Below are 20650 nucleotides of genomic sequence, written 5' to 3'. Positions count from 1 at the left end.
TAAAAATGGCTAAGGAAAAGAAGCTTGTAGAAGAGATTACTTCCATGGACACCGATTTTGCCCAGTGGTATACGGATATTGTACTTAAGGCGGAGTTGGTGGACTATACCAGTGTAAAGGGTTGCCTTGTAATAAGACCTGCCGGATATGCTATATGGGAGAATATGAAAAATGAGATAGACAGAAGATTTAAAGAGACAGGTATTGAAAACTGCTATCTGCCTATGTTCATCCCTGAGAGTTTATTACAAAAAGAGGCTGACCATGTAGAAGGATTTGCACCTGAGGTGGCTTGGGTAACATATGGCGGAATGGAGAAGCTTGATGAAAGACTCTGTGTCAGACCTACTTCAGAGACTTTGTTTTGTGATTACTACTCCAGAGTTGTAAAAAGTTACAGAGATCTTCCGCAGCTTTTGAACCAGTGGTGTTCTGTAGTAAGATGGGAAAAGACTACAAGACCGTTCCTTCGTTCCAGAGAGTTCTTATGGCAGGAAGGACATACTGTTCACGCTACCGCAAAAGAAGCACATGACAGAACTGTACAGATGCTTGAAGTGTATGCAGACTTTTTTGAAAAGGACCTTGCAATACCTGTTATAAGAGGTATAAAGACAGATAAGGAAAAGTTTGCAGGTGCCGAGGCTACTTATACAATAGAAGCACTGATGCATGACGGTAAGGCATTGCAGTCAGGTACAAGCCACTATTTCGGTGACGGCTTTGCAAAGGCTTTCAATGTAACATTTACAGACAAGGACAATAAGATTAAGCCTGTATTTGAGACATCATTCGGTATGACCACCAGAATTATAGGTGCCGTAATCATGGTACATGGTGACAACTCGGGACTTAAGTTGCCGCCTCATATTGCACCGGTACAGGTAAATATCATACCTGTAGCGGCACATAAAGAAGGTGTACTTGATGCTGCAAATGCTCTTTATGACAGATTAAAGGCAGCAGGTATCAGAGTAAAGCTTGATGACAGCGAGAAGAGTCCGGGATTTAAGTTTGCGGAGTCCGAGATGAGAGGTATTCCGTTAAGAATTGAAATCGGACCTAAGGATATCGAGAATAACCAATGTGTATTTGTCAGAAGAGATACCGGAGAGAAGAGCTTTGTTTCAATTGACAATGTGGAAAGTGACACTAAGGAATGTCTTGAAAATATTCAGACAAATATGTATGAGACCGCACTTGCACATAGAGATGCACATACTTATGAAGCGAGAACTATGGACGAGTTCAAGGACATTGCAGACAATAAGCCGGGATTTATAAAGGCTATGTGGTGCGGTGACAGAGCCTGTGAGGATAAGATTAAGGAAGTGGCAGGCGCCACCTCAAGATGTATGCCTGAGGCACAGGAGCAGATAAGTGATGTATGCGTTTGCTGCGGCAAGAAGGCAAAGAAGATGGTATATTGGGGAAAAGCATATTAAGGATGATAATTGATTTACCTAAGAATGTTAAAAATATCATAGAGAGCCTAAAAGAGCACGGCTTTGAGGGCTTTGCAGTGGGAGGTTGTGTAAGAGACAGCCTCCTAAAAAAGACCCCTACAGATTGGGATATCACTACAGATGCGCTTCCTGAAGATATGAAGAAAATCTTTAAAAAGACATTTGATACGGGTATTGCACACGGCACCATAACGGTGCTTATGGACGGTGTGGGATATGAGCTTACCACATACAGAATAGACGGTAATTATTCCGACGGCAGGCATCCTGACAGCGTATCGTTCAGTAAAAACCTTTCAGAGGATTTGTGCAGGCGAGACTTTACCATAAATGCGATGGCGTATTCGCCTAATAAAGGTATTGTAGACTTATTTGGCGGTAGAAGAGATTTGCAAAACGGTATCATAAGGGCTGTAGGTGATGCCGGAAAGAGATTTGATGAAGACGCACTGAGAATGCTTCGTGCAGTCAGATTTGCAGCACAGCTGGGGTTTAAGATATATGATGATACATTTGAGGCGATAAGAGAAAGAGCGAAGCTTTTATCAAAGGTCAGCAAGGAGAGAATCTTTGTGGAGCTCAACAAGTCGCTTTGCGGAGATTTTGCACAAAATATCAAGATGGTTTATACAAGCGGACTCTACAGATATATCGGAAAAGAGTTTTCAAAGCTTGATGAAAATATATATGATTTTTATCCGAGAAAGTTTCCCAATAAGAAACATATGTACTGGGCTGCATTTTTGGAGAACATTGAAAATGTTGAAGCTGTAAAGAAGATACTCTTTGAACTTAAATCGGACAATGCCACAAAAAATAATACATATTTGCTTGTAAAAGAGTTGAAAAATCCGTTGCCAAGTTCGGATGAAGATATAAGATGGTCGTTGCACAGAATCGGTGTAGATCTTTTTTGTGACTATATTGAAATTTTAAGGACTGATAAAAAGAATAAAGATATTCTTGATAAGATAGATGATATAGATAACAGGTACAGTCTGATAATGAAGGAAAAACAAGCATATGAAATCAGTATGCTTGATATTACAGGCAAGGATTTGATGGATCTCGGTATCTCAAAAGGCCCTAAAATCGGTGAGGTCTTGGAATTTCTTTTAAAGAAAGTGATAGAAAATCCGATGAACAATGAAAAGTCAAGTTTATTAAGATTGGCAAAAGAATTCAAATAAAAAACTGCGATTTGACTCGCAGTTTTTTATTTATTATTCTTTCTGCTTTCAACCAGTTCCTTCATCTGATCCAAATACTTCTTATTCAGTCCCGGGTTGCCCTTAATCATATTTCTGATAAAGAATGACATCACTTTACCTATTTTCGGGAAGTTTAAGTTGTACTTTTCTCTTGCTAATTCATATCTGCGTTTTAAGTCAAGATATGCAGGTGATTTTGAAGCCACCGAGTTTGAAAGTGAGGAGAGTTTCCCTTCGATATCGGCCTTTAACGCCGACAGGCTTACTTTGCCGCCTGAGATATATTCATTTGCTCTGTTTACCTGATTGGATACACTGTCTCTGATACTTGTCAGCTTACTTTGAGTTTCGCTGACAAAGCCCTCAGCCATACCTGTGAGTTTCGCTCCGACTTCGCCAAATTCAGCTTTAGCTTTCATAAGAGTTGCATATGCTCTTGCAAGGCTGAATGCCGCCTTGACAGATAGAAGCAAATCTGAAAAAAATATGATACTTATAATAATTACAGATGTTTTCAGTGTGGTTTTAGCCAATGAGGAGACAAATTTGTATACATTTACTTGCAAAAAATCTGTAAGTGCAACAGATAAAAAGCCCCAGGCTATAGAGGTGGAAAGTGATATATAGCCGTTTAAATTAAATTTATGGTCACTGTAGTCCCAATATTTTACTTTAAAAAGTTTTTCCATCACATAGCCTGTGATATATTCAAGTACTGTTGCAGCAATCATTCCTGAAAAGTATACACCTAGGATATTTCCCTGAAACGAGTCTGTAATTATAAGTACAAATATGGCACCGAATGCATATATGGGTATATAAGGCCCCCTTAAAAATCCTCTGTTTTCAAGTCTTTTGTTTTTGATACTTGCATAGCTACTTTCAAAGCACCAGCCGAAAAAACAGTATATGTAAAAAAATGCAATCCATTGCAGTAAAGTATATCTTGTCATGTACGCCTCCAATGTAGTAATAATATCATAGAGGGGATATATCTACAAGTTATTAAAATTCATAAAATATTTTAAAAATTAACTATTAGACTTTATTTTATGCTATAGTATGATGTCGGGGTCAAGAGCTTTGAAAGTGAGTGAATATTACAATATATGGCATGATTGCCTTTAAAGAGAAAGTGAATATATGAAAGTAAGTATATGCTGTATTACCTACAATCACGGTAAGTATATAAAAAAGGCTATAGATTCATTTCTGGCACAGAAAAGGGATTTTGATATAGAGATTTTGATAAATGACGATGCATCCACAGACGATACTGCGGATATTATACGGGAGTATGAAAAAAAATATCCTGATATTATAAAGCCGATTTATCACGATGAGAATATGTACTCAAAAGGGGTGACCAATCCCAGCGGAGTATATAATTTCCCAAGGGCAAGCGGTGAGTATATAGCCATGTGTGAGGGGGATGACTACTGGTGTGATGATGAGAAGCTTAGGATGCAGGTGGAAATCCTTGATAAGAATAAGGATATAAGTTTTTGTTTTCATGCGGCCAAGGTTGAAAATCTGGACAACACTTTTTCACCGAATCTTATAAGGCCGTATGGAGAAAGTATGCGAATCGGTGCAAAGGAAGTGATAAATAAAAGAACGCACTATCCTACAGCATCGCTGCTGCTTAGAACCGAGTATATGAAGAGCCTACCTCAGTACTATTTTGACTGTAAGGTAGGGGATATTCCTATGCAGATAATCTCTGCAAAATATGGTGATGCTTACTACATTGACAGAGTGATGAGTGTATACAGGATGGGAGTGCCTACATCTTGGACGGCTTCACAGTTTAGCGGAGATTATAAGAAAAAGCAGGAAGATTACTATCAAAATATGAAACAGATGTATGAGGCATATGATAAGGACTCCGACTACCGTTTTCACAGTGAAGTGGAAGCTGCTAAAAAGAGACTCCGTTTCCTTACCTATGTAAATATAAGAGATTTTAAAAATATTCTTTCAAAGCGGTACAAAAATGAGTATAAGGAGCTTGATTTCAGAGAGAGATTTTTTATAAAGTTTGAGTATTTTTTACCGGGTGTATACAATCTGGTAAGAAAGACGGCATTAAGTTTAAAAAAATAATTTGGAGGTATATGGATTTTTTTAAAAAGATAAATTTTATAAAAGTATTAAAGATTGCAATCGGTACCGGTATTGCCATAATAATTGCCGAATTTTTGGGATTAAAATATGTAAGTTCAGCCGGAATCATAACACTGCTCAGTATACAGGATACAAAGAAATCCACTATCAAGATTGCTCTAAAGAGAATAGCGGGATTTGTAGTATCAATGTTTATAGCCTTTGTTATATTCAATCTAATAGGCTATAATGTGCCTGCATTTATCTGTTATCTTTTGGTATTTGTATCTATATGTATAGCTTTCGGAATGTATGAGAGCCTTTCGCCATGTGCGGTGTTGGTAACACATATAATGTCCGAAAAATATATGAATGTCGCAGTTGTAAGAAATGAAGCACTGCTGATGCTTATAGGAGCTTCAGTAGGTATAATCTTAAATATGTATATGCCGAGAAATCTTACACATATAAGAGAGTATCAGGCAAGGATAGAAGATGAAATAAAGATTATACTTGATAAGCTTGTAGTATTCTTAAAGGATGAGAAGGAGAAGCTTGAGTACGATTTTGATGCATTGGAAAAGATAATAGATGACGCTGTTGCAAAGTCATATACCGATAAAGACAATATACTCAGCTATGACTTGAAGTATTTTATCGACTATATGGAGATGAGAAAATCACAGATAATGGTTCTAAAATATATCTTCATGCAGGGAAGTACAATGAACTCAAGACCTGCACAGGCAAGAGATATAGCTGATTTTTTGCAAAACCTTATACCTAAGCTGCATGAGTCAAACAATGCCGTGAATGCATTGCTTGACTTATACTTTGTTAAAGAAAAGCACAGATCAAGTGAATTACCGAAAACAGGTACGGAGTTTGAAGACAGAGCCACATTGCGTTCTGTATTGGTAAATATCGAGCAGTTTTTGGAGATAAAAAGAGAGTTTGTAGAGAATATAAGCGAAGAAGAAAAGAAAATGTTTTGGAAGTAGGAGATACTATGGCAAAAAAATATTATGCGGTGAGAGCGGGAAGAAAGACGGGAGTATTTACAACCTGGGATGAGTGTAAAAGTGCCGTAAGCGGATTTTCAGGTGCCGCATATAAAAGCTTTACAAATAAAGATGATGCGCTTGACTTTGTAAACGGTGGCGTAAAGAAAGCCGATGATAAAGAAGATGAAAAACAGTCAGAGGCTTTTGCATATGTAGACGGAAGCTATGACGATACCACAAAGTCATATTCCTACGGAATGGTGATGATGCACGGAGAAGAAGAACTTCACTTTTTTAAAAAGTTTGAAAAAGATGATATGAGCGATATGAGGAATGTTGCAGGGGAGATAGAAGGCTCTATGGCGGCTATGAAGTATTGCATGGATCATAATATAAAGAGTATCAGTATTTTCTATGACTATGAGGGTATAGAAAAGTGGTGTAACGGTGACTGGAAAGCAAAAAAAGAAGGCACAAAGAGGTATGTAAAGTTTTATGAAGATGCAAGCAGGCATGTAGATGTTGACTTTATAAAGGTAAAGGGGCATTCGGGAGATAAGTACAACGATTTGGCGGATGAGCTCGCAAAGAGAGCACTTGGACTGATATAAAAAATCGGAGAAAAAACTCCGATTTATTTTGCAGTATTCTTTTCAAACAGACCGAGTCTTTTAAAGACGAGGTCATAACCGTCATTGCCGTAATTTAAAGAACGATTGACTCTGGAGATAGTTGCTGTAGAAGCACCTGTTTCTTCGGCAATCTCAAGATAAGTCTTCTTCTCACGCAACATCTTGGCTACTTCGTATCTTTGAGAGAGTGAGAGCAACTCATTTACGGTGCAAACATCCTCAAAGAAGGTATATAATTCTTCTTTATCGTTTAATGTAAGGATGGCGTCAAATAGATGGTCTACCGCGTCTGTCCTAATCTTGTTATTCATAACTAATGCTCCAATCAAATAATACTTATATTTTAGCATTGTAACTTGTAAAAGTAAAGTTTGGACAAAATAATATTTTTAGTGATTTACGGTTGAAAAAATGGTATCATAATATAATATTGTTTAAAATCGAATAACCCTGGAGGGAATTTATAAAAATGACAGATACTATATTAAGTTTGGAAAATATCGAAAAAAGTTTTGACGGAGAAAAGGTTTTAAAAAACATCTCTTTTGATATAGGTAGGGGAGAGTTCGTCACTCTTTTGGGCTCAAGCGGATGCGGAAAGACCACCACAATAAGAATAGTTGCAGGTCTTTTGACACCTGATGGCGGCAAGGTGGTATTAAACGGCAAAGATATTACAATGCTTGCACCTGAAAAAAGAGATGTAAACACGGTATTTCAAAACTATGCTCTCTTTCCTCATATGAATGTGGAAAAGAACATCGGATACGGATTGAAATTAAAGAAGCTGCCTGCAAATGAGATAAAGGCTGAAGTGGAAAAAGCACTTTCACTTGTACAACTTGAAGGATTTGAAAAGAGAAATCCGTCACAGCTTTCAGGCGGACAAAAACAAAGAGTAGCAATAGCCAGAGCTATTGTAAATAAGCCGAGTGTACTTTTACTTGATGAGCCTTTAGGAGCGCTTGATCTTATGCTCAGAAGACAGATGCAGACGGAACTTAAGAAGCTTCAAAAGGCACTTGGAATAACATTTATATATATCACACATGATCAGGAAGAAGCTCTTAATATGTCGTCAAGGATAGTTGTGATGAGAAACGGCAATATTGAACAGATCGGTACTCCGAGTGAAGTATATGACACCCCGAAGACCGCATTTGTAGCCGAGTTTGTAGGTGGAGCGAATCTGTATAATGACGGTAAAAGACTGTTTGCAATAAGGTCGGAGCATGTAAGACTCGGAGTGGGAGACTATGACGGAGTGGTTATGGAAAACAGTTTTACGGCAGGACTTTCCAAAGTAAAGGTAAGATTAAAAGACGGACAGGAAATCACCTCATCACATATGGGCATGAATATAAATCTGAAAGTAGGAGATGAGATAAGTATCGGCTGGGATAAGAATGATATGGTGGAGGTACAAGGTGAAAAATAAAAAGATAAAAGAATATCTACTTAGAATACCTATATATGCTTTTACACTACTTTTTGTGGTGTTACCGCTTGTATATATGGTAGTAATCAGCTTTTTGACTAAAGCGAGTACATGGGGATTTGACCTTACACCTACACTTGACAATTATAAGAAGGTATTTGAACCTTTTTATTTGAATATATTTTTGGAGTCCTTAAAACTTGCACTGGCTTCTACACTACTGGTTATACTGATAGGTTATCCTTTCGGATACTTTATGGGCAGACTTGATATGAAGTGGAAGAGAAGGATGATGATGCTTCTGATGATACCGTTTTGGACAAGCGGACTGATAAGGCTGAACGGATGGATTATTATATTCAGAAGCAACGGCGTACTTGACAAACTTTTGATGTTTCTGGGAATAACCAAGTCACCTCTAAAGCTCCTATATACATATCCGGCCGTACTTGTAGGTATGGTATACTTTTTGCTGCCTTTTATGATACTGTCGGTGTACTCAAGTGTGGAAAAGATGGACTGGAGTTTGATAGATGCGTCCAGAGATTTGGGTGCAAGCAAAACGGAGGCATTCCTTACAGTTACGCTAAGACTTACAATGCCGGGATTATTAAGCGGAGTGGTGCTTACATTTGTGCCGAGTATGGGACTTTTCTATATTTCGGATATTCTCGGAGGAAACAAGACAGTGCTTATAGGCAGTGTGATTGTGGAGCAGCTGACAAAGCTTAGAAATATTCCATTTGCGGGCGCACTCAGTGTAATACTGATGTTGCTTACAACATTATTTCTTAGGATATACAAAAGAATTTCAGACACAGGAGAATTGGAGGGATTATTTTGAAAAAGGTATCAAAAGCTGCCGTTATATTTTTGGCGGTAATAACTGTTTTAAATTATCTCCCAATTATTTTGACTGTTGTATATTCTTTTAACAAGTCAAAGCTTTCAAGTGTTTGGGAAGGATTCTCACTTGATTGGTATAAGATGCTTTTAAGAGACGGAGATATAAAGAAAGCACTTTTAAACAGTATAATACTTGCGTTTCTTGCATGTGTACTTGCACTTATAATAGGTGTGAGTGCGGCACTTGCAATGCGAGGAAAGAAACTGTTTTTTGACGATTTTATCAGTAATTTTGCATCTCTGCCTATAATGATTCCTGAGATTATACTCGGAATGGTTTTTATGGCTATATTTTCATATATGAACCTGCCTTTCGGTTTTGTGACAATGACTATTGCACACGCCTCATTCTGTGTGCCTTATGTATTCTTTATTGTAAGAGCCAGACTTATGGGAATGGATTTATCGCTTGAGGAGGCGGCAAGAGACCTTGGTGCAAGTGAATTTGAAACTTTCAGAGATGTGACATTACCATATATATTGCCGGGAATTGCATCGGGATTGTTATTATCGTTTGCAATGTCGTTTGATGATGTGGTAATATCTATATTTACTACCGGTCCTTCTGTGAATACTCTTGCAATCAAGATATACACAAAGATGAAAACCGGTATTACCCCTGAAATAAATGCTCTTGCTACTGTTATCTTAGTGATTACCGTGCTGATCATATTTATTTCAGAAAAAACAAGGAAAGAATAACTTTTCAACAACATTTATTTGGAGGTAATTAAATGAAATCTAAGGTATTAGGTTTGTTAGGCTTAGGTGCGATACTTGCACTTACAGGTTGCGGAAAGGGCGGTAACAGTGCCGGGGTTTCTTCACAGGCTCAAAGCAGCGAAGCAGGTAAGGCTGATGAGAGTCTTAAGGGAACAACACTTAATCTGTATACTTGGGACGGTATGTTCCCACAGGAAGTGTTGGACGGCTTCACAAAAAAGACAGGTGTAAAGATAAATTATACCAACTTCGACTTGGATGAGACAATGCTTGCAAAGCTTGAAGAGACAAAGGGCGGTGACTATGATGTAGTTGTGGCAGATGACTATATAGTACAGCTTGCTGTAAAGGACGGCCTTGTAACCGAGCTTGACAAGTCGAAGATTTCCACATACGGCAATATCAATCCGCTGTTCCAAAGCAAGTTCTATGACCCTGACAACAAGTATACTCTGCCTTACGGTGCAGGAATTCCGTTGATTGTATACAATCCTGAGACTGTAAAGACGGAGATTACAGGTTATGAGGATCTTTGGAAGCCTGAGTTGGCAGGAAATGTAGGTATTGTAGGAAATTATCGTGTAATAGACGGTATTGCACTGAAGACTTTAGGATATTCTTTTAATACAAATGATTTGACACAGATACAGCAGGCAGGAGATAAGCTTATGAATCTTGCTCCTAACATTCGTCTCATCAATGACAACAATCTTCAGGACTATTTGCTAAGCGGTGAGGTAGGAACCGCATTTATGTATACTTCACAGGTAAGTCAGGCACTTAAGGCAAACCCTGAGCTTAAAGCGGTTTACCCGAAAGAGGGACTGGGATTCGGTGTAATGGCAAGCTTTATACCTTCAAAGGCACCGAACTCGGCAGCGGCTTATGCGTTCCTTGACTATATCAATGAGCCTGAAGTTGCAGCAAAGTGCTTTGAGTATATCGGCTATTTTGTTACAAACAAGGCTGCAGAGCAGTATGTATCCGATGATTGGAAGAATCTTATAGTATTCCCTGAGGATAAGGTTTCACTTATTGAAAACGGTGAACTTATTGAAAATATTAGTGATGATGCAAATGAGCTTCACAACAAGATTTGGGAAGAGTTCAGACAAAAAACAAACTAAATTCAGACAATTAGGCATAGCCCGCTAACGGGCTATGCCTTTTAAATTATATCAATCGTCATCTTCATGTATAAGTTCTGTAGTAGGATTTTTAGGTGGGAAGATTATAGAAAATACTATAAATCCGATAAACGCAAATACCAGCCCCGGGATAATTGCCTGACTGAAGTGAAACCCGAACAGATAACCCTTTGAAATATGCTCAAGGTATATGACAACAATCGTTCCGCAAAGCAAAGAAGCGATGGTACCGGCCTTAGATGCTTTCGACCAGTAATGTCCAAGTACATATGGAAAGAAGGAACCTGCCGCACGGAGTGTGAAGCAGAACATCAATATGGATACAATACTCTGTGTATTAAAGAGTGCAATAAACATTGAAAGTATTCCTACTATAATCATAGTAATCTTGGTGACATTCATAACTTCAGTGCTACTTGCCTTAGGTCTGATATATATTTTGTAAATATCATTGGCAAATATTGAACCTGCTCCCAGAAGGTCCGAGTCGGAACTTGACATTGTGGCTGAAATTACACCTGAGAAGAGCAGACCGCAGATAATTGCAGGCATTGTACGAATTGCCAAGATTGGAAGAGCATATCTTGCACCTACAGCTGCAAATTCACTGTCTGAGAATTTGCCCATATTTATAAGAGCCAGAACAATAATACCGAGTACTGTAGGAATAAAAGCGTAAATAAAGTTAATCAGAGCCGCAAGCCAAGCACCCTGTTTTGCGGCGGTTTCATTCTTGGCCGCATAGAAACGTGATACCGCTTCCTGTCCTACGGAAAAGGTTCCGACATACATGATAACCAGTGAAATGATTCCGAACAAATCATATTTGGCAAAGATATTCATAGTCTCCTTAGGAACATTTGAAACAACCGCATTCCATCCGCCTGCATATCCCAGTGCAAAAGGTACTGCGGCAAGCATACCCAAGATAATCAAAAATACCTGTACAAAGTCTGTTAAAGTTACACTCCAAAGACCTCCCATAATAGAATAGACAGTCACAACTACAGCCACTATAATAACCGAGACTTTGTAGCTTAGCCCTAACATGGTGGATAGAATAACCGAAGAAGCGATAAACTGACCTGCAGTAAGTCCTACCAGCGGAAGCAGCATAATAACTGCGGTAACAAGTCCCGACTCCTTACCATATCGCCTGCGAAAATACTCGGGAACGGTTTTTACAGTTGCCGCACGGAATTTCGGAGCGACAAATGAGAGGATTACAAAGGCAAGTCCCATAGTGATAATATACCAAGCAGCGCTTAAACCGTAGCCGGACATACCGTTTTGTACTACGCCCAGAGAGCTGCCTCCTCCTATCTCGGTTGCCGCCAGAGTTCCCGCCATAAGCAGCGGACCGAGTCGCCTTCCTGCAACCATGAAATCCGTATTGCTGTTAATCTTGGTGGATGAGTACCATCCTATAAAGAGCATGGCAATCAAATAAACTACTACAACAGCTGTTACAATCCAATTTGCACCCATAAAATAACTCCTTTCTATATTTAATTGTAGATACAACTTCCTTTACTTAGTATTCTAATAGAGAAATGACTGAAATACAAGCAAAAAAGACCATGCAAAAGTTAAACTTTTACATGGCCTTTATTAGGTTTGATTATTTTCCCTGCATTATCGGGTCTGTCGGGTCAAAGTGCTGTGAAGCAGGTATCGGCTGCTCGATAGCGTCTTTTTCTACAGGTCCCTTTGTAGAGTAGTCTGTGTATACGGTTACAGGTGTTCCCATAGGTGTGTTGTAGTAAACCCAAGCCGCGTCACCTGCACGAAGTCTCAAACATCCGTCGGATCTTGCATCGTCCATATAGTTGTAAGTAGCAGGATCAAGTCTGTTTGAATCTCCCTTATCATAGTAGATAAGTGAGTGAATGATATAGCCGTCCTTAAATCTTGAAAGGAACTGGCAATATATATTGTCATGCATTATTTTCCATCTGTATTTTACATATGTCTTGAAGGTACCTTCAGGTGTGGCAGGTCCGTTGGTTGACATAAATGTCTTGAACGGGATGATATAACCGTTGTCGCCGTCTTTAGCCATTATATACATTGTCATTGTAGCCTTATTGAACTTAATCTGATAAGAGCTCTGAAGACCCATAACAGGCTCAAGGTCCTTTACAACGGCACCTGTATTCTCGTCAAGGTAGTACTTGTATCCGTCAATATACTGCCATCCCTTTTGCTTTGCACCGTCTTTGAAATAGTACTGGTCATTGTTGTAGAATGCCCATCCGGTATATGCGTTTGCTGATGAGTACTGAACCTGTCCGTCTGCATCAATGTATGTACCCTCATATACAGGAGCCTCCATAAGTACCTTTTTAGGCTCGGTGAACTCTGTCTGCTTATCCCAAAGAGTAAGCTTAAGAGCTACGATATATCTGTCTGTGCCGATAGTACCGAGAGTCTGACCGTTCTTTGCCCAGTCAAGTACTGTACCGTCATTTAAAACTGCCTTATAGTAAAGGTCGCTTCTTACACCTGTATAGCCCTTTACTCTTATTTGAACCGCCTGAACTTTATTCTCAGGATCTGTATTGTTTTCATTCTCCTTTGAGTTCATCCAGTTTGACCAACCGGTCTTTATATTATAAGTTCTGAAATAATATCTACCGATACCTGAGTGGTCTAAGAACAGATTGTTGAAGCCGTCCTTAGAGTAAGCGTGAGCGCTTGTATTTGATTCTGCAGCAGATATATCCTGACCTGCAGCATTTCTTAAAACATAGTGAACCATCTGAGTCTCACCAAGTACAGGTTCAGGGTTTGTATTTCCGTTACCTACATTGCCAAACCCCGCATTGGCAACCACACTGTCAAGATCCAAGTTTTCCGGAACTGTAACATTGTTTACGGTAGACGGTATATGCTCATTAGGTGATGATACCTCACCTGTGCCGACGTTAGTTGAAGTAGTATTTGATGTATCTGCACTTGTGCTCTCGGCAGCGGCAGTTGTTTCAGCCGATACGGAAGCTGTGACATTTCTTCTTATTGTTGTTTCCGCAAATGCACTTGTTGCAAGTGATGAAGATATCATCAGCACAGACGCAAATGCAAGTGAAATTCTTTTTAAATGCATATTTCCTCCTAAAAAAGAACAAATTAGTAAAAATCACTACGAATGTGAATTATAACATATAAAAAGATTTTGTTCAATCGACTTTAATATTACAGAAATCTTTCATTGATTGACAAGTGTAATAAATAGGAGCATGAATTATAGTTTATTTCTATAGTAGATTGCGGAATTTGGTTAAAATGAGTTATAATACTTTAGAAATTGCTTATGGTTTAGGAGGAAATATGGATAAACTTTATTGCAAAGGGGGAGGTTGTACCGCCAAGCTTGGTGCGGGGATACTAAGTCATATACTTGAGAGATTGCCGGCACAAAATTTTGATAAAAATCTTATAGTGGGGTTTGATTCAAAGGACGATGCGGCGGTATATAAGCTAAGCGATGATATAGCCTTTGTACAGACCTTGGATTTTTTTCCGCCGATGGTTGAAGACCCATATACCTTTGGACAGATAGCTGCTACAAATGCACTGAGTGATGTGTATGCTATGGGAGGTGAGGTAAAGACTGCACTTAATATAGTATGTTTTCCGCAAAGCAGTGATTTGAATATACTTGGTGAGATAATGCGCGGTGGACTTGAAAAGGTAAAAGAGGCGGGGGGTGTGTTGGCAGGCGGTCATTCCATAGATGACACCGATGTGAAATACGGACTCAGTGTTACAGGAGTGGTAAATCCTAAGAAGATATATTCAAACAATACCGGTAAGGTGGGAGATAAGCTGATTTTTACAAAGAAGCTCGGAGTGGGAATCATTTGCACCGCGGCAAGGATAGGTGAGTGTGACGAAAAGACATTGAATGAGGCCATAGAGTCTATGACCACCTTGAATAAGTATGCCTGTGAAGTCTCAAAAAATTATGATGTCCATGCCTGCACAGACGTTACGGGATTCGGATTTCTAGGGCACCTTTTAGAGATGATGGATAATGATAAATCCTGTGTGATATATTCAGATAAAGTGCCTGTATTTGAAGAAGCGAAGGCACTTGCAGACGAGTTTTTGATAACGGCGGGAGGTCAAAGAAACAGAAACCATGTAGGTGAAAAAGTAATTTTTGACAATATCCCTTTTTCAACGGAAGAGATTTTATTCGATCCTCAGACCTCGGGAGGTCTTATGTTTGCGGTAAGTGCGGATGAAGCGGACTCTTTATTGGAAGAACTTAAAAAGATAAATCTGCCGGCTGCAATAGTCGGAGAGATAATAGAAAAAACAGATGTAGCTATAAAAGTAGTGAAGTAGAAAAGAGGTAATATGATAAAAGTAAATGCATTAGGTGACGCTTGTCCTATACCTGTAGTAAAGACAAAGAATGCAATCAGAGAGCTTGGCGGCAGCGGAGTGGTTGAGGTAAGTGTAGACAATGAGATTGCCGTACAAAACTTAAACAAGATGGCAAAGCAAAAAAATTATGAATTCAGCTATGAAAAAAAGTCAGACAACGAGTACATTGTTACTATGGGCGTGAACTCCGAGAGCAAAGCGGATACAAATATAAATGTATCAACTACACAAAATGATGAAATAAGTCTGAGAGAGACAATAGTTGTGATTGACTCCGATAAGATGGGAGACGGAGATGAGGAGTTCAGTAAGACTCTTTTAAATGGCTTTATATATGCGCTAAGCTCACAGGACATTCCTCCTGCAAAGATAATATTCTACAATACAGGCGTAAGAATGACTACAGAGGGCTCACAGAGTATTGAAGATTTGAAGGTACTTGCAAATGCCGGAGCAAAGATTTATTCATGCGGCGCATGCCTGAATAACTACGGTTTAACTGAAAAGCTTTGTGTGGGAGAGGTCTCAAATATGTATGATATCGTAGGTTATCTGCTTAATGCCGACCTTGTAGTGAGACCGTAATGATTTATTTTGACAATGCGGCTACCACGTTCAAAAAACCGAAAGAAGTGATAGATGCTATAAACTATGCTTTGCTCAACTATACCAACAGCGGAAGAGGAGCATATAGGGCGGCACTTGACTCGGGCAGAATGATATATGAAACCAGAGTCAAGCTGGCTGCTTTTTTTGGAAGCAACGACCCGTCAAAGGTTATATTTACATCCAATGCTACGGAAGCGCTCAATATAACATTGTTCGGACTGCTTCATAAAGGAGATCATGTGATAAGCACCGTGACCGAGCACAACAGTGTACTGAGACCTCTTTATAAGCTTGAGAGTACCAAGGGTGTAAGCATTGACTTTGTAGGTATAGATGAATGCGGTAGATTAAAATATGATGAGTTTGAAAAGTATATACGCCCTAATACAAAGGCGATAGTTATCAATCACATATCAAATGTATCGGGTGAGATTGCGGATATAGAATATGTAGGTAAGTTGGCAAAAAAGCATAATCTGTATCTTATAGTTGACGCCTCACAGAGTGCCGGAAGTATAAATATAGATATGACCGAGCTTGGCATAGATATACTTTGCTTCACAGGCCATAAGTCACTTTTTGGCCCGGGAGGTACCGGAGGCATTGTGATAAACGGTGATATTTTGCTTGATACCTTCAAGGTTGGAGGAAGCGGAGTGCAGTCGTTTAATAAATGTCAGCCAAGCGAGTATCCTACCAGACTTGAAGCGGGTACATTAAATATTATGGGGATTGCAGGTCTTTTAGCAGGAATTGAATTTATCAATAATGTCGGCAAAGAAAATATTCATAAAAAAGAGATGCAGCTTATAAAAAGATTCTATGAAGGAATAAAAGATATTGAAGGAATCAAGTTTTACTTTGATACACAGTCTTTAGAATGTGAGCCTGAAAATATAAGGCATGGAAGTATTGTATCCTTTAATCTGGGTAAAATACCTTCAGCAGACCTTGCAGATTGTCTGGGAGAAGACTATGACATTGCAATAAGAGCAGGTGCGCACTGTGCTCCTTTGATACATGAAGCCTTTCATACTAAAAAGGACGGTATAGCCAGATTTTCGTTCTCATATTTCAATACCGAGGCTGAAGTGGATGAGACGATAAAAGCGATAAAGGAGATATCTTCAAGCAACAGTTGATAGTGAAAGGATAAAATGAGAGAGAAAAGTTGGAAATATATAGTAACATTTCAGACGACTACCGCCGCAATGGCGTTTGAGAGTCTTTGCTTACAAAAAAAAATTCCCGGCAGGCTTATACCTGTTCCTAAGGAGCTTTCATCAGGTTGCGGACTTGCATGGTGTGTGTCTTTTGAAGAGGCGAGCATTGTGGATGAACTTATAAAGAATGAAAAGCCTCAGTATGAAAAGGCAAGCAAAGTATGGCATTAACCTAAAAAATATTGTGATTTTTAACAAACAGAAAATCTAAAAAATATTTAGGCACATATATAGTTAATAATATTTGTGTTGATTTTAACACTCAAAAATGATATTATATAAAAAAGAAATAAACAAGAGCGAAGTTTTTTATACGAAATTATGTAAAGAAAGTTTTTCATTAGACAATCAAATCAAGATTAGTCTAAAATATAATAAGCACTTCACATTTGCGAGGTGCTTATATACTTTTTATCATAGTTTATTTTAGGGGAATTTATTACAGATCCTTAGTATATTATCTCTGCGGAGGTATAAGATAAATAATATCTTTTTAAGGAGGATTATGAAATGAGTGTAAAGTCAAGTAGTCCGGATGTAAGTATGGACAATATTTACAAGTTGGACGGTAGGGTTCCTGTTGCAAAGGCGATTCCTTTCGGTTTGCAGCATGTTATGGCGATGTTTGTATCAAACTTGGCGCCGATAGCGATGGTGTGCGGAGTTGCAAAGCTGCTTGGAAGCGATCAGACGGGAATCGGCGGAGTGGAGCTTGCAAGACTTTTACAAAGTGCAATGTTTATTGCAGGTCTTGGAACACTGATACAGCTGTATCCGGTGTGGAGAGTGGGAGCGAAACTTCCTGTAGTTATGGGTGTGAGTTTTACATTTGTGGCGACTCTTACCTATATAGCCACGAATTTTAATTATCAGACGATGATAGGTGCGATAATAGTCGGCGGATGTGTAGAAGGTTGTCTGGGACTTACGTACAAGTACTGGAAGAGAATAGTATCTCCTATAGTTTCAGCCTGTGTAGTTACCACTATCGGTTTTTCACTTCTCTCTGTAGGCGCAAGGAGCTTCGGAGGAGGATATGTGGATGACTTCGGAGCACCGAAGTATATGATAGTGGGTCTTATAACATTGCTTTCATGTATCATATTCAGTGCCTTGGCAAAGGGATTTTTAAAGCAGCTTAATGTAATGTTCGGTCTTGTAGTAGGGTATATTACATCTTTTATAGTTGGAATAATTACTATTAAGCAACTGTTTGAACAGTTTTCTACGACTATAAACGAAGTAGGATTTATAGCATTGCCCAGGATACTGCCGTATAAGCCGGTATTCAATATAAGCGCTATCTTATCAATAGTAGTTGTGTTCTTTGTATCTGCAGCCGAGACAATCGGTGATACTACAGCTGTAGTGGCAGGAGGACTTGACAGAGATATTACAGAAAAAGAGATTTCAGGTTCACTTGCATGTGACGGATTTTTAAGCTCGGTATCCGGACTTCTGGGTTGTACACCTATAACATCATTCTCACAGAATGTAGGTCTTATAGTTATGACAAAGGTTGTAAACAGATTTACCATAATGTTCGGTGCATTGACACTTATATTGGCAGGACTTTTCCCGCCTATAGGTGCGTTCTTCTCAACATTGCCGCAGCCTGTACTGGGCGGTTGTACAATAATGATGTTCGGTACAATAGTGGTAAGCGGTATGAATATGATCGGAAAATGCGGATTCAATCAGAGAAATACAATCATTGCCGCACTTTCTATAAGTATAGGTATCGGATTCACACAGACACCTGATATATTTAACTATTTCCCTAAGATAATAGCTGATATATTTGCAGGAAACTCAGTTGCAGGAGTATTTGTACTTTCAATGGTTATGAACTTTATTTTACCTAAGGATATGGATGTAAAGAAATTGGCAGGAATGTAAATGATGATTTCATTAGTTGGTGGTGGTGGAAAGACCACCACCATGTTTTATATAGGTAACTATTTTGCAAATATGGGTAAGAAGGTGATTATCACCACTTCCACCCATATAGTAAAACCTGAAAAATTTGTAGAGATAAAATCGACAAAGGAACTTTGCAATATCTCATTTGGCAAAGAGCCTGTAGTGGTGGGTATAGATGAGGGAAAAAAACTTTTTTCACTGCCTGTGTCGGAACTTGAGAAATTTAAAGATTATGCCGATATCGTCCTTGTCGAAGCTGACGGAGCCAAAAGACTTCCGATAAAGATACCCAGAGAAGAAAACGAGCCTGTTATACCTGAAGGCAGCGATGTATGCATAGTATGTATGGGTGTTGACGCTGTAGGTAAAACTTTAAAAGAAAAGTGTTTCAGATATGAGAGAGCATATGATATATTCGGATGGAGTGGGGAGCATATATTAAGCTGTGAGGATGTGGCAAGGATTTTGACAAGTAAATATGCAGGATTAAAGGGAGTTGATGATGTAAGAACCGTCTTTGTTATAAATAAGGCGGACAGTGATACTGACCTTGAAAAAGCTTTGAAAGTAAAAAAGTATATTGGATTTTATTGTAAAGAAAGCGGTCTGAAAAATTTCAGAGTTGCTATAACATCATATGAAAGTAACAGAGAGTTTTGTGACTTTGATTTTTTGACTGAGGGAAAGTAAGATGGATAAGAAAGTTTGGATAAGAGGCGCAGGAGATCTGGCTACAGGTATAGGTGCAAAGTTTTTCAGAGCGGGATTTGATGTGATAATGTCAGATATTGCCGTTCCTACTACGGTTAGAAGAACTGTAGCATTCTCACCTGCCATATACGAGGGTGAGCAGATTGTTGAGGGTATAAAGGCAAAACTTTGTAAAGATATATCTGAAGTTGATACCGTACTTAAGTCAAACTGTGTGGCTGTAATTGTGGATGAGAGCGGAGATATTATGAGGGAGTATAAGCCGGGTATAATAATAGACGCCATTATAGCTAAGACAAATATCGGAACAAAGAAAAGTGACGCTTCCATAGTGATTGGAGTAGGGCCGGGATTTGAAGCCGGTTTGGACTGCCATGCGGTAGTGGAAACCAAGCGCGGACATAATCTCGGAAGAGTTTTGTGGAAAGGAAGCGCTTATCCGAATACAGGAGTTCCGGGAAATATAGGAGGCTACACTGTAGAAAGAATAATAAGAGCAACTGCGGACGGTACTTTTAAGGCTGCAGTACATATAGGTGATATGGTGAAGGCCGGTGATTTGCTTGCTTACTGTGATGAAACTCCTATATATGCAAATATTGACGGAATAGTCAGAGGTCTCTTACAAGACGGTGTAAGAGTAAAGAAAGGAATGAAGTCGGGGGATGTCGATCCAAGAGCCGAAAGAGAGTACTGCTTTACAATTTCAGATAAGGCAAGTGCAGTAGGCGGCGGAGTATTGGAAGCGGTTTTAAGTTTGTTAAATCCAAGGGTGAACTGATGGACTTGGTGATTTTAGCTGCAGGTGAAGGTAAGAGATTCGGCGGAGATAAGCTTCTGGCGGATATATACGGATTAAAGCTTTATGAGCATATGGAAAAGATATATGAAAAGGCCTATAACTTTGAAAATAAGGTTATAGTAAGCAGAGATTCGGATATCCTTGAATACTATAAATCAAAAGGATTTATTGGTATTGTCAATAATAAGCCGGAGCTCGGTAAGTCAAGATCTATAAAACTGGCGGTTAAAGCATTAAAAGAAATCAATCATTCAGACAGCGTGATGTTCGGAGTGTGTGACCAGCCGTTTTTAAATCCTGAAACTGTTAATAAGATGATAAATGAGTTTCAAAGTTCAAATAAAAGCATATGC

21 protein-coding genes are annotated in these 20650 nt (G+C 38.9%); 17 read left to right on the top strand and 4 right to left on the bottom strand.

What is annotated here, in order from left to right:
- The first annotated feature begins 5 nt into the window (after positions 1-5).
- Together proS and ACO6FI_RS00670 are read left to right on the top strand one after the other, a co-directional pair.
- Positions 6-1445 (top strand): proline--tRNA ligase, encoded by a 1440-nt coding sequence (gene proS, locus ACO6FI_RS00675; RefSeq protein WP_485455661.1) that lies wholly within the window; start codon positions 6-8, stop codon positions 1443-1445.
- A 2-nt stretch (positions 1446-1447) separates the two neighbouring features.
- Positions 1448-2656 carry a CCA tRNA nucleotidyltransferase gene (locus ACO6FI_RS00670; protein WP_485455660.1) on the top strand — a complete coding sequence of 403 codons (1209 nt, stop codon included), beginning with the start codon at positions 1448-1450 and terminating at the stop codon, positions 2654-2656.
- A gap of 26 nt (positions 2657-2682) precedes the next feature.
- Here ACO6FI_RS00670 and ACO6FI_RS00665 read toward each other — a convergent pair whose 3' ends face one another.
- Positions 2683-3630: a putative ABC transporter permease gene (locus ACO6FI_RS00665; protein ID WP_485455659.1), complete on the bottom strand. Its 948-nt coding sequence runs from the start codon at positions 3628-3630 to the stop codon at positions 2683-2685.
- Positions 3631-3820: 190 nt separating this feature from the next.
- Between ACO6FI_RS00665 and ACO6FI_RS00660 the strand changes: the two genes are divergently transcribed.
- The 3 genes from ACO6FI_RS00660 to ACO6FI_RS00650 are packed head-to-tail and all read left to right on the top strand — an operon-like array spanning position 3821 to position 6398.
- A complete protein-coding gene (locus tag ACO6FI_RS00660; protein WP_485455658.1) occupies positions 3821-4783 on the top strand; it encodes a glycosyltransferase in 963 nt (320 codons plus the stop codon).
- Positions 4784-4794: 11 nt separating this feature from the next.
- On the top strand, positions 4795-5784 hold the full coding sequence (locus ACO6FI_RS00655; protein WP_485455657.1) for an aromatic acid exporter family protein: 990 nt from the start codon (positions 4795-4797) through the stop codon (positions 5782-5784).
- Positions 5785-5792: 8 nt separating this feature from the next.
- A complete protein-coding gene (locus tag ACO6FI_RS00650; RefSeq protein ID WP_485455656.1) occupies positions 5793-6398 on the top strand; it encodes a ribonuclease H1 domain-containing protein in 606 nt (201 codons plus the stop codon).
- Positions 6399-6421: 23 nt separating this feature from the next.
- Here the strand turns inward: ACO6FI_RS00650 and ACO6FI_RS00645 are convergent, their stop codons facing one another.
- On the bottom strand, positions 6422-6730 hold the full coding sequence (locus ACO6FI_RS00645) for a YerC/YecD family TrpR-related protein (RefSeq protein ID WP_485455655.1): 309 nt from the start codon (positions 6728-6730) through the stop codon (positions 6422-6424).
- Positions 6731-6888: 158 nt separating this feature from the next.
- Between ACO6FI_RS00645 and ACO6FI_RS00640 the strand changes: the two genes are divergently transcribed.
- From ACO6FI_RS00640 to ACO6FI_RS00625, 4 genes are read left to right on the top strand one after another with little or no spacing between them, the layout of a single operon-like run.
- Positions 6889-7857 (top strand): ABC transporter ATP-binding protein, encoded by a 969-nt coding sequence (locus ACO6FI_RS00640; RefSeq protein ID WP_485455654.1) that lies wholly within the window; start codon positions 6889-6891, stop codon positions 7855-7857.
- Positions 7847-8701 carry an ABC transporter permease gene (locus ACO6FI_RS00635; protein WP_485455653.1) on the top strand — a complete coding sequence of 285 codons (855 nt, stop codon included), beginning with the start codon at positions 7847-7849 and terminating at the stop codon, positions 8699-8701. The genes ACO6FI_RS00640 and ACO6FI_RS00635 overlap by 11 nt, the downstream gene beginning before the upstream one ends.
- Complete coding sequence (locus tag ACO6FI_RS00630) at positions 8698-9465, top strand: ABC transporter permease (RefSeq protein WP_485455652.1); 768 nt, start codon at positions 8698-8700, stop codon at positions 9463-9465. Before ACO6FI_RS00635 ends, ACO6FI_RS00630 begins: the two co-directional genes overlap by 4 nt.
- A gap of 32 nt (positions 9466-9497) precedes the next feature.
- Positions 9498-10613 (top strand): polyamine ABC transporter substrate-binding protein, encoded by a 1116-nt coding sequence (locus tag ACO6FI_RS00625; protein WP_485455651.1) that lies wholly within the window; start codon positions 9498-9500, stop codon positions 10611-10613.
- Positions 10614-10664: 51 nt separating this feature from the next.
- Here the strand turns inward: ACO6FI_RS00625 and ACO6FI_RS00620 are convergent, their stop codons facing one another.
- Together ACO6FI_RS00620 and ACO6FI_RS00615 are read right to left on the bottom strand one after the other, a co-directional pair.
- Positions 10665-12122, bottom strand: coding sequence for a sodium:solute symporter family protein (locus ACO6FI_RS00620; protein WP_485455650.1), 1458 nt, complete (start codon positions 12120-12122; stop codon positions 10665-10667).
- A gap of 133 nt (positions 12123-12255) precedes the next feature.
- Positions 12256-13740 (bottom strand): L,D-transpeptidase family protein, encoded by a 1485-nt coding sequence (locus tag ACO6FI_RS00615; RefSeq protein WP_485455649.1) that lies wholly within the window; start codon positions 13738-13740, stop codon positions 12256-12258.
- 224 nt (positions 13741-13964) lie between these two features.
- Between ACO6FI_RS00615 and selD the strand changes: the two genes are divergently transcribed.
- From selD to ACO6FI_RS00575, 8 genes are all read left to right on the top strand, one after another.
- The gene (selD, locus tag ACO6FI_RS00610; protein ID WP_485455648.1) at positions 13965-14987 is read left to right on the top strand and encodes a selenide, water dikinase SelD; all 1023 of its coding nucleotides are present in this window, start codon (positions 13965-13967) and stop codon (positions 14985-14987) included.
- A 12-nt stretch (positions 14988-14999) separates the two neighbouring features.
- On the top strand, positions 15000-15614 hold the full coding sequence (gene yedF, locus ACO6FI_RS00605) for a sulfurtransferase-like selenium metabolism protein YedF (protein ID WP_485455647.1): 615 nt from the start codon (positions 15000-15002) through the stop codon (positions 15612-15614).
- The gene (locus ACO6FI_RS00600) at positions 15614-16780 is read left to right on the top strand and encodes an aminotransferase class V-fold PLP-dependent enzyme (protein WP_485455646.1); all 1167 of its coding nucleotides are present in this window, start codon (positions 15614-15616) and stop codon (positions 16778-16780) included. Before yedF ends, ACO6FI_RS00600 begins: the two co-directional genes overlap by 1 nt.
- Before the next feature lie 15 nt (positions 16781-16795).
- On the top strand, positions 16796-17032 hold the full coding sequence (locus ACO6FI_RS00595) for a putative Se/S carrier protein (RefSeq protein ID WP_485455645.1): 237 nt from the start codon (positions 16796-16798) through the stop codon (positions 17030-17032).
- A gap of 339 nt (positions 17033-17371) precedes the next feature.
- Complete coding sequence (locus tag ACO6FI_RS00590; RefSeq protein WP_485455644.1) at positions 17372-18760, top strand: uracil-xanthine permease family protein; 1389 nt, start codon at positions 17372-17374, stop codon at positions 18758-18760.
- A complete protein-coding gene (gene yqeC, locus ACO6FI_RS00585; protein ID WP_485455643.1) occupies positions 18761-19474 on the top strand; it encodes a selenium cofactor biosynthesis protein YqeC in 714 nt (237 codons plus the stop codon).
- 1 nt (position 19475) lies between these two features.
- Complete coding sequence (yqeB, locus tag ACO6FI_RS00580) at positions 19476-20276, top strand: selenium-dependent molybdenum cofactor biosynthesis protein YqeB (protein ID WP_485455642.1); 801 nt, start codon at positions 19476-19478, stop codon at positions 20274-20276.
- Positions 20276-20650 (top strand): NTP transferase domain-containing protein (locus ACO6FI_RS00575; RefSeq protein ID WP_485455641.1); only part of this gene is annotated, 375 nt, incomplete at its 3' end. The genes yqeB and ACO6FI_RS00575, both read left to right, overlap by 1 nt.

It is taken from the genome of Lachnoanaerobaculum sp. (assembly GCF_057250505.1).
This window is presented reverse-complemented; position numbering and strand designations above follow the sequence as displayed.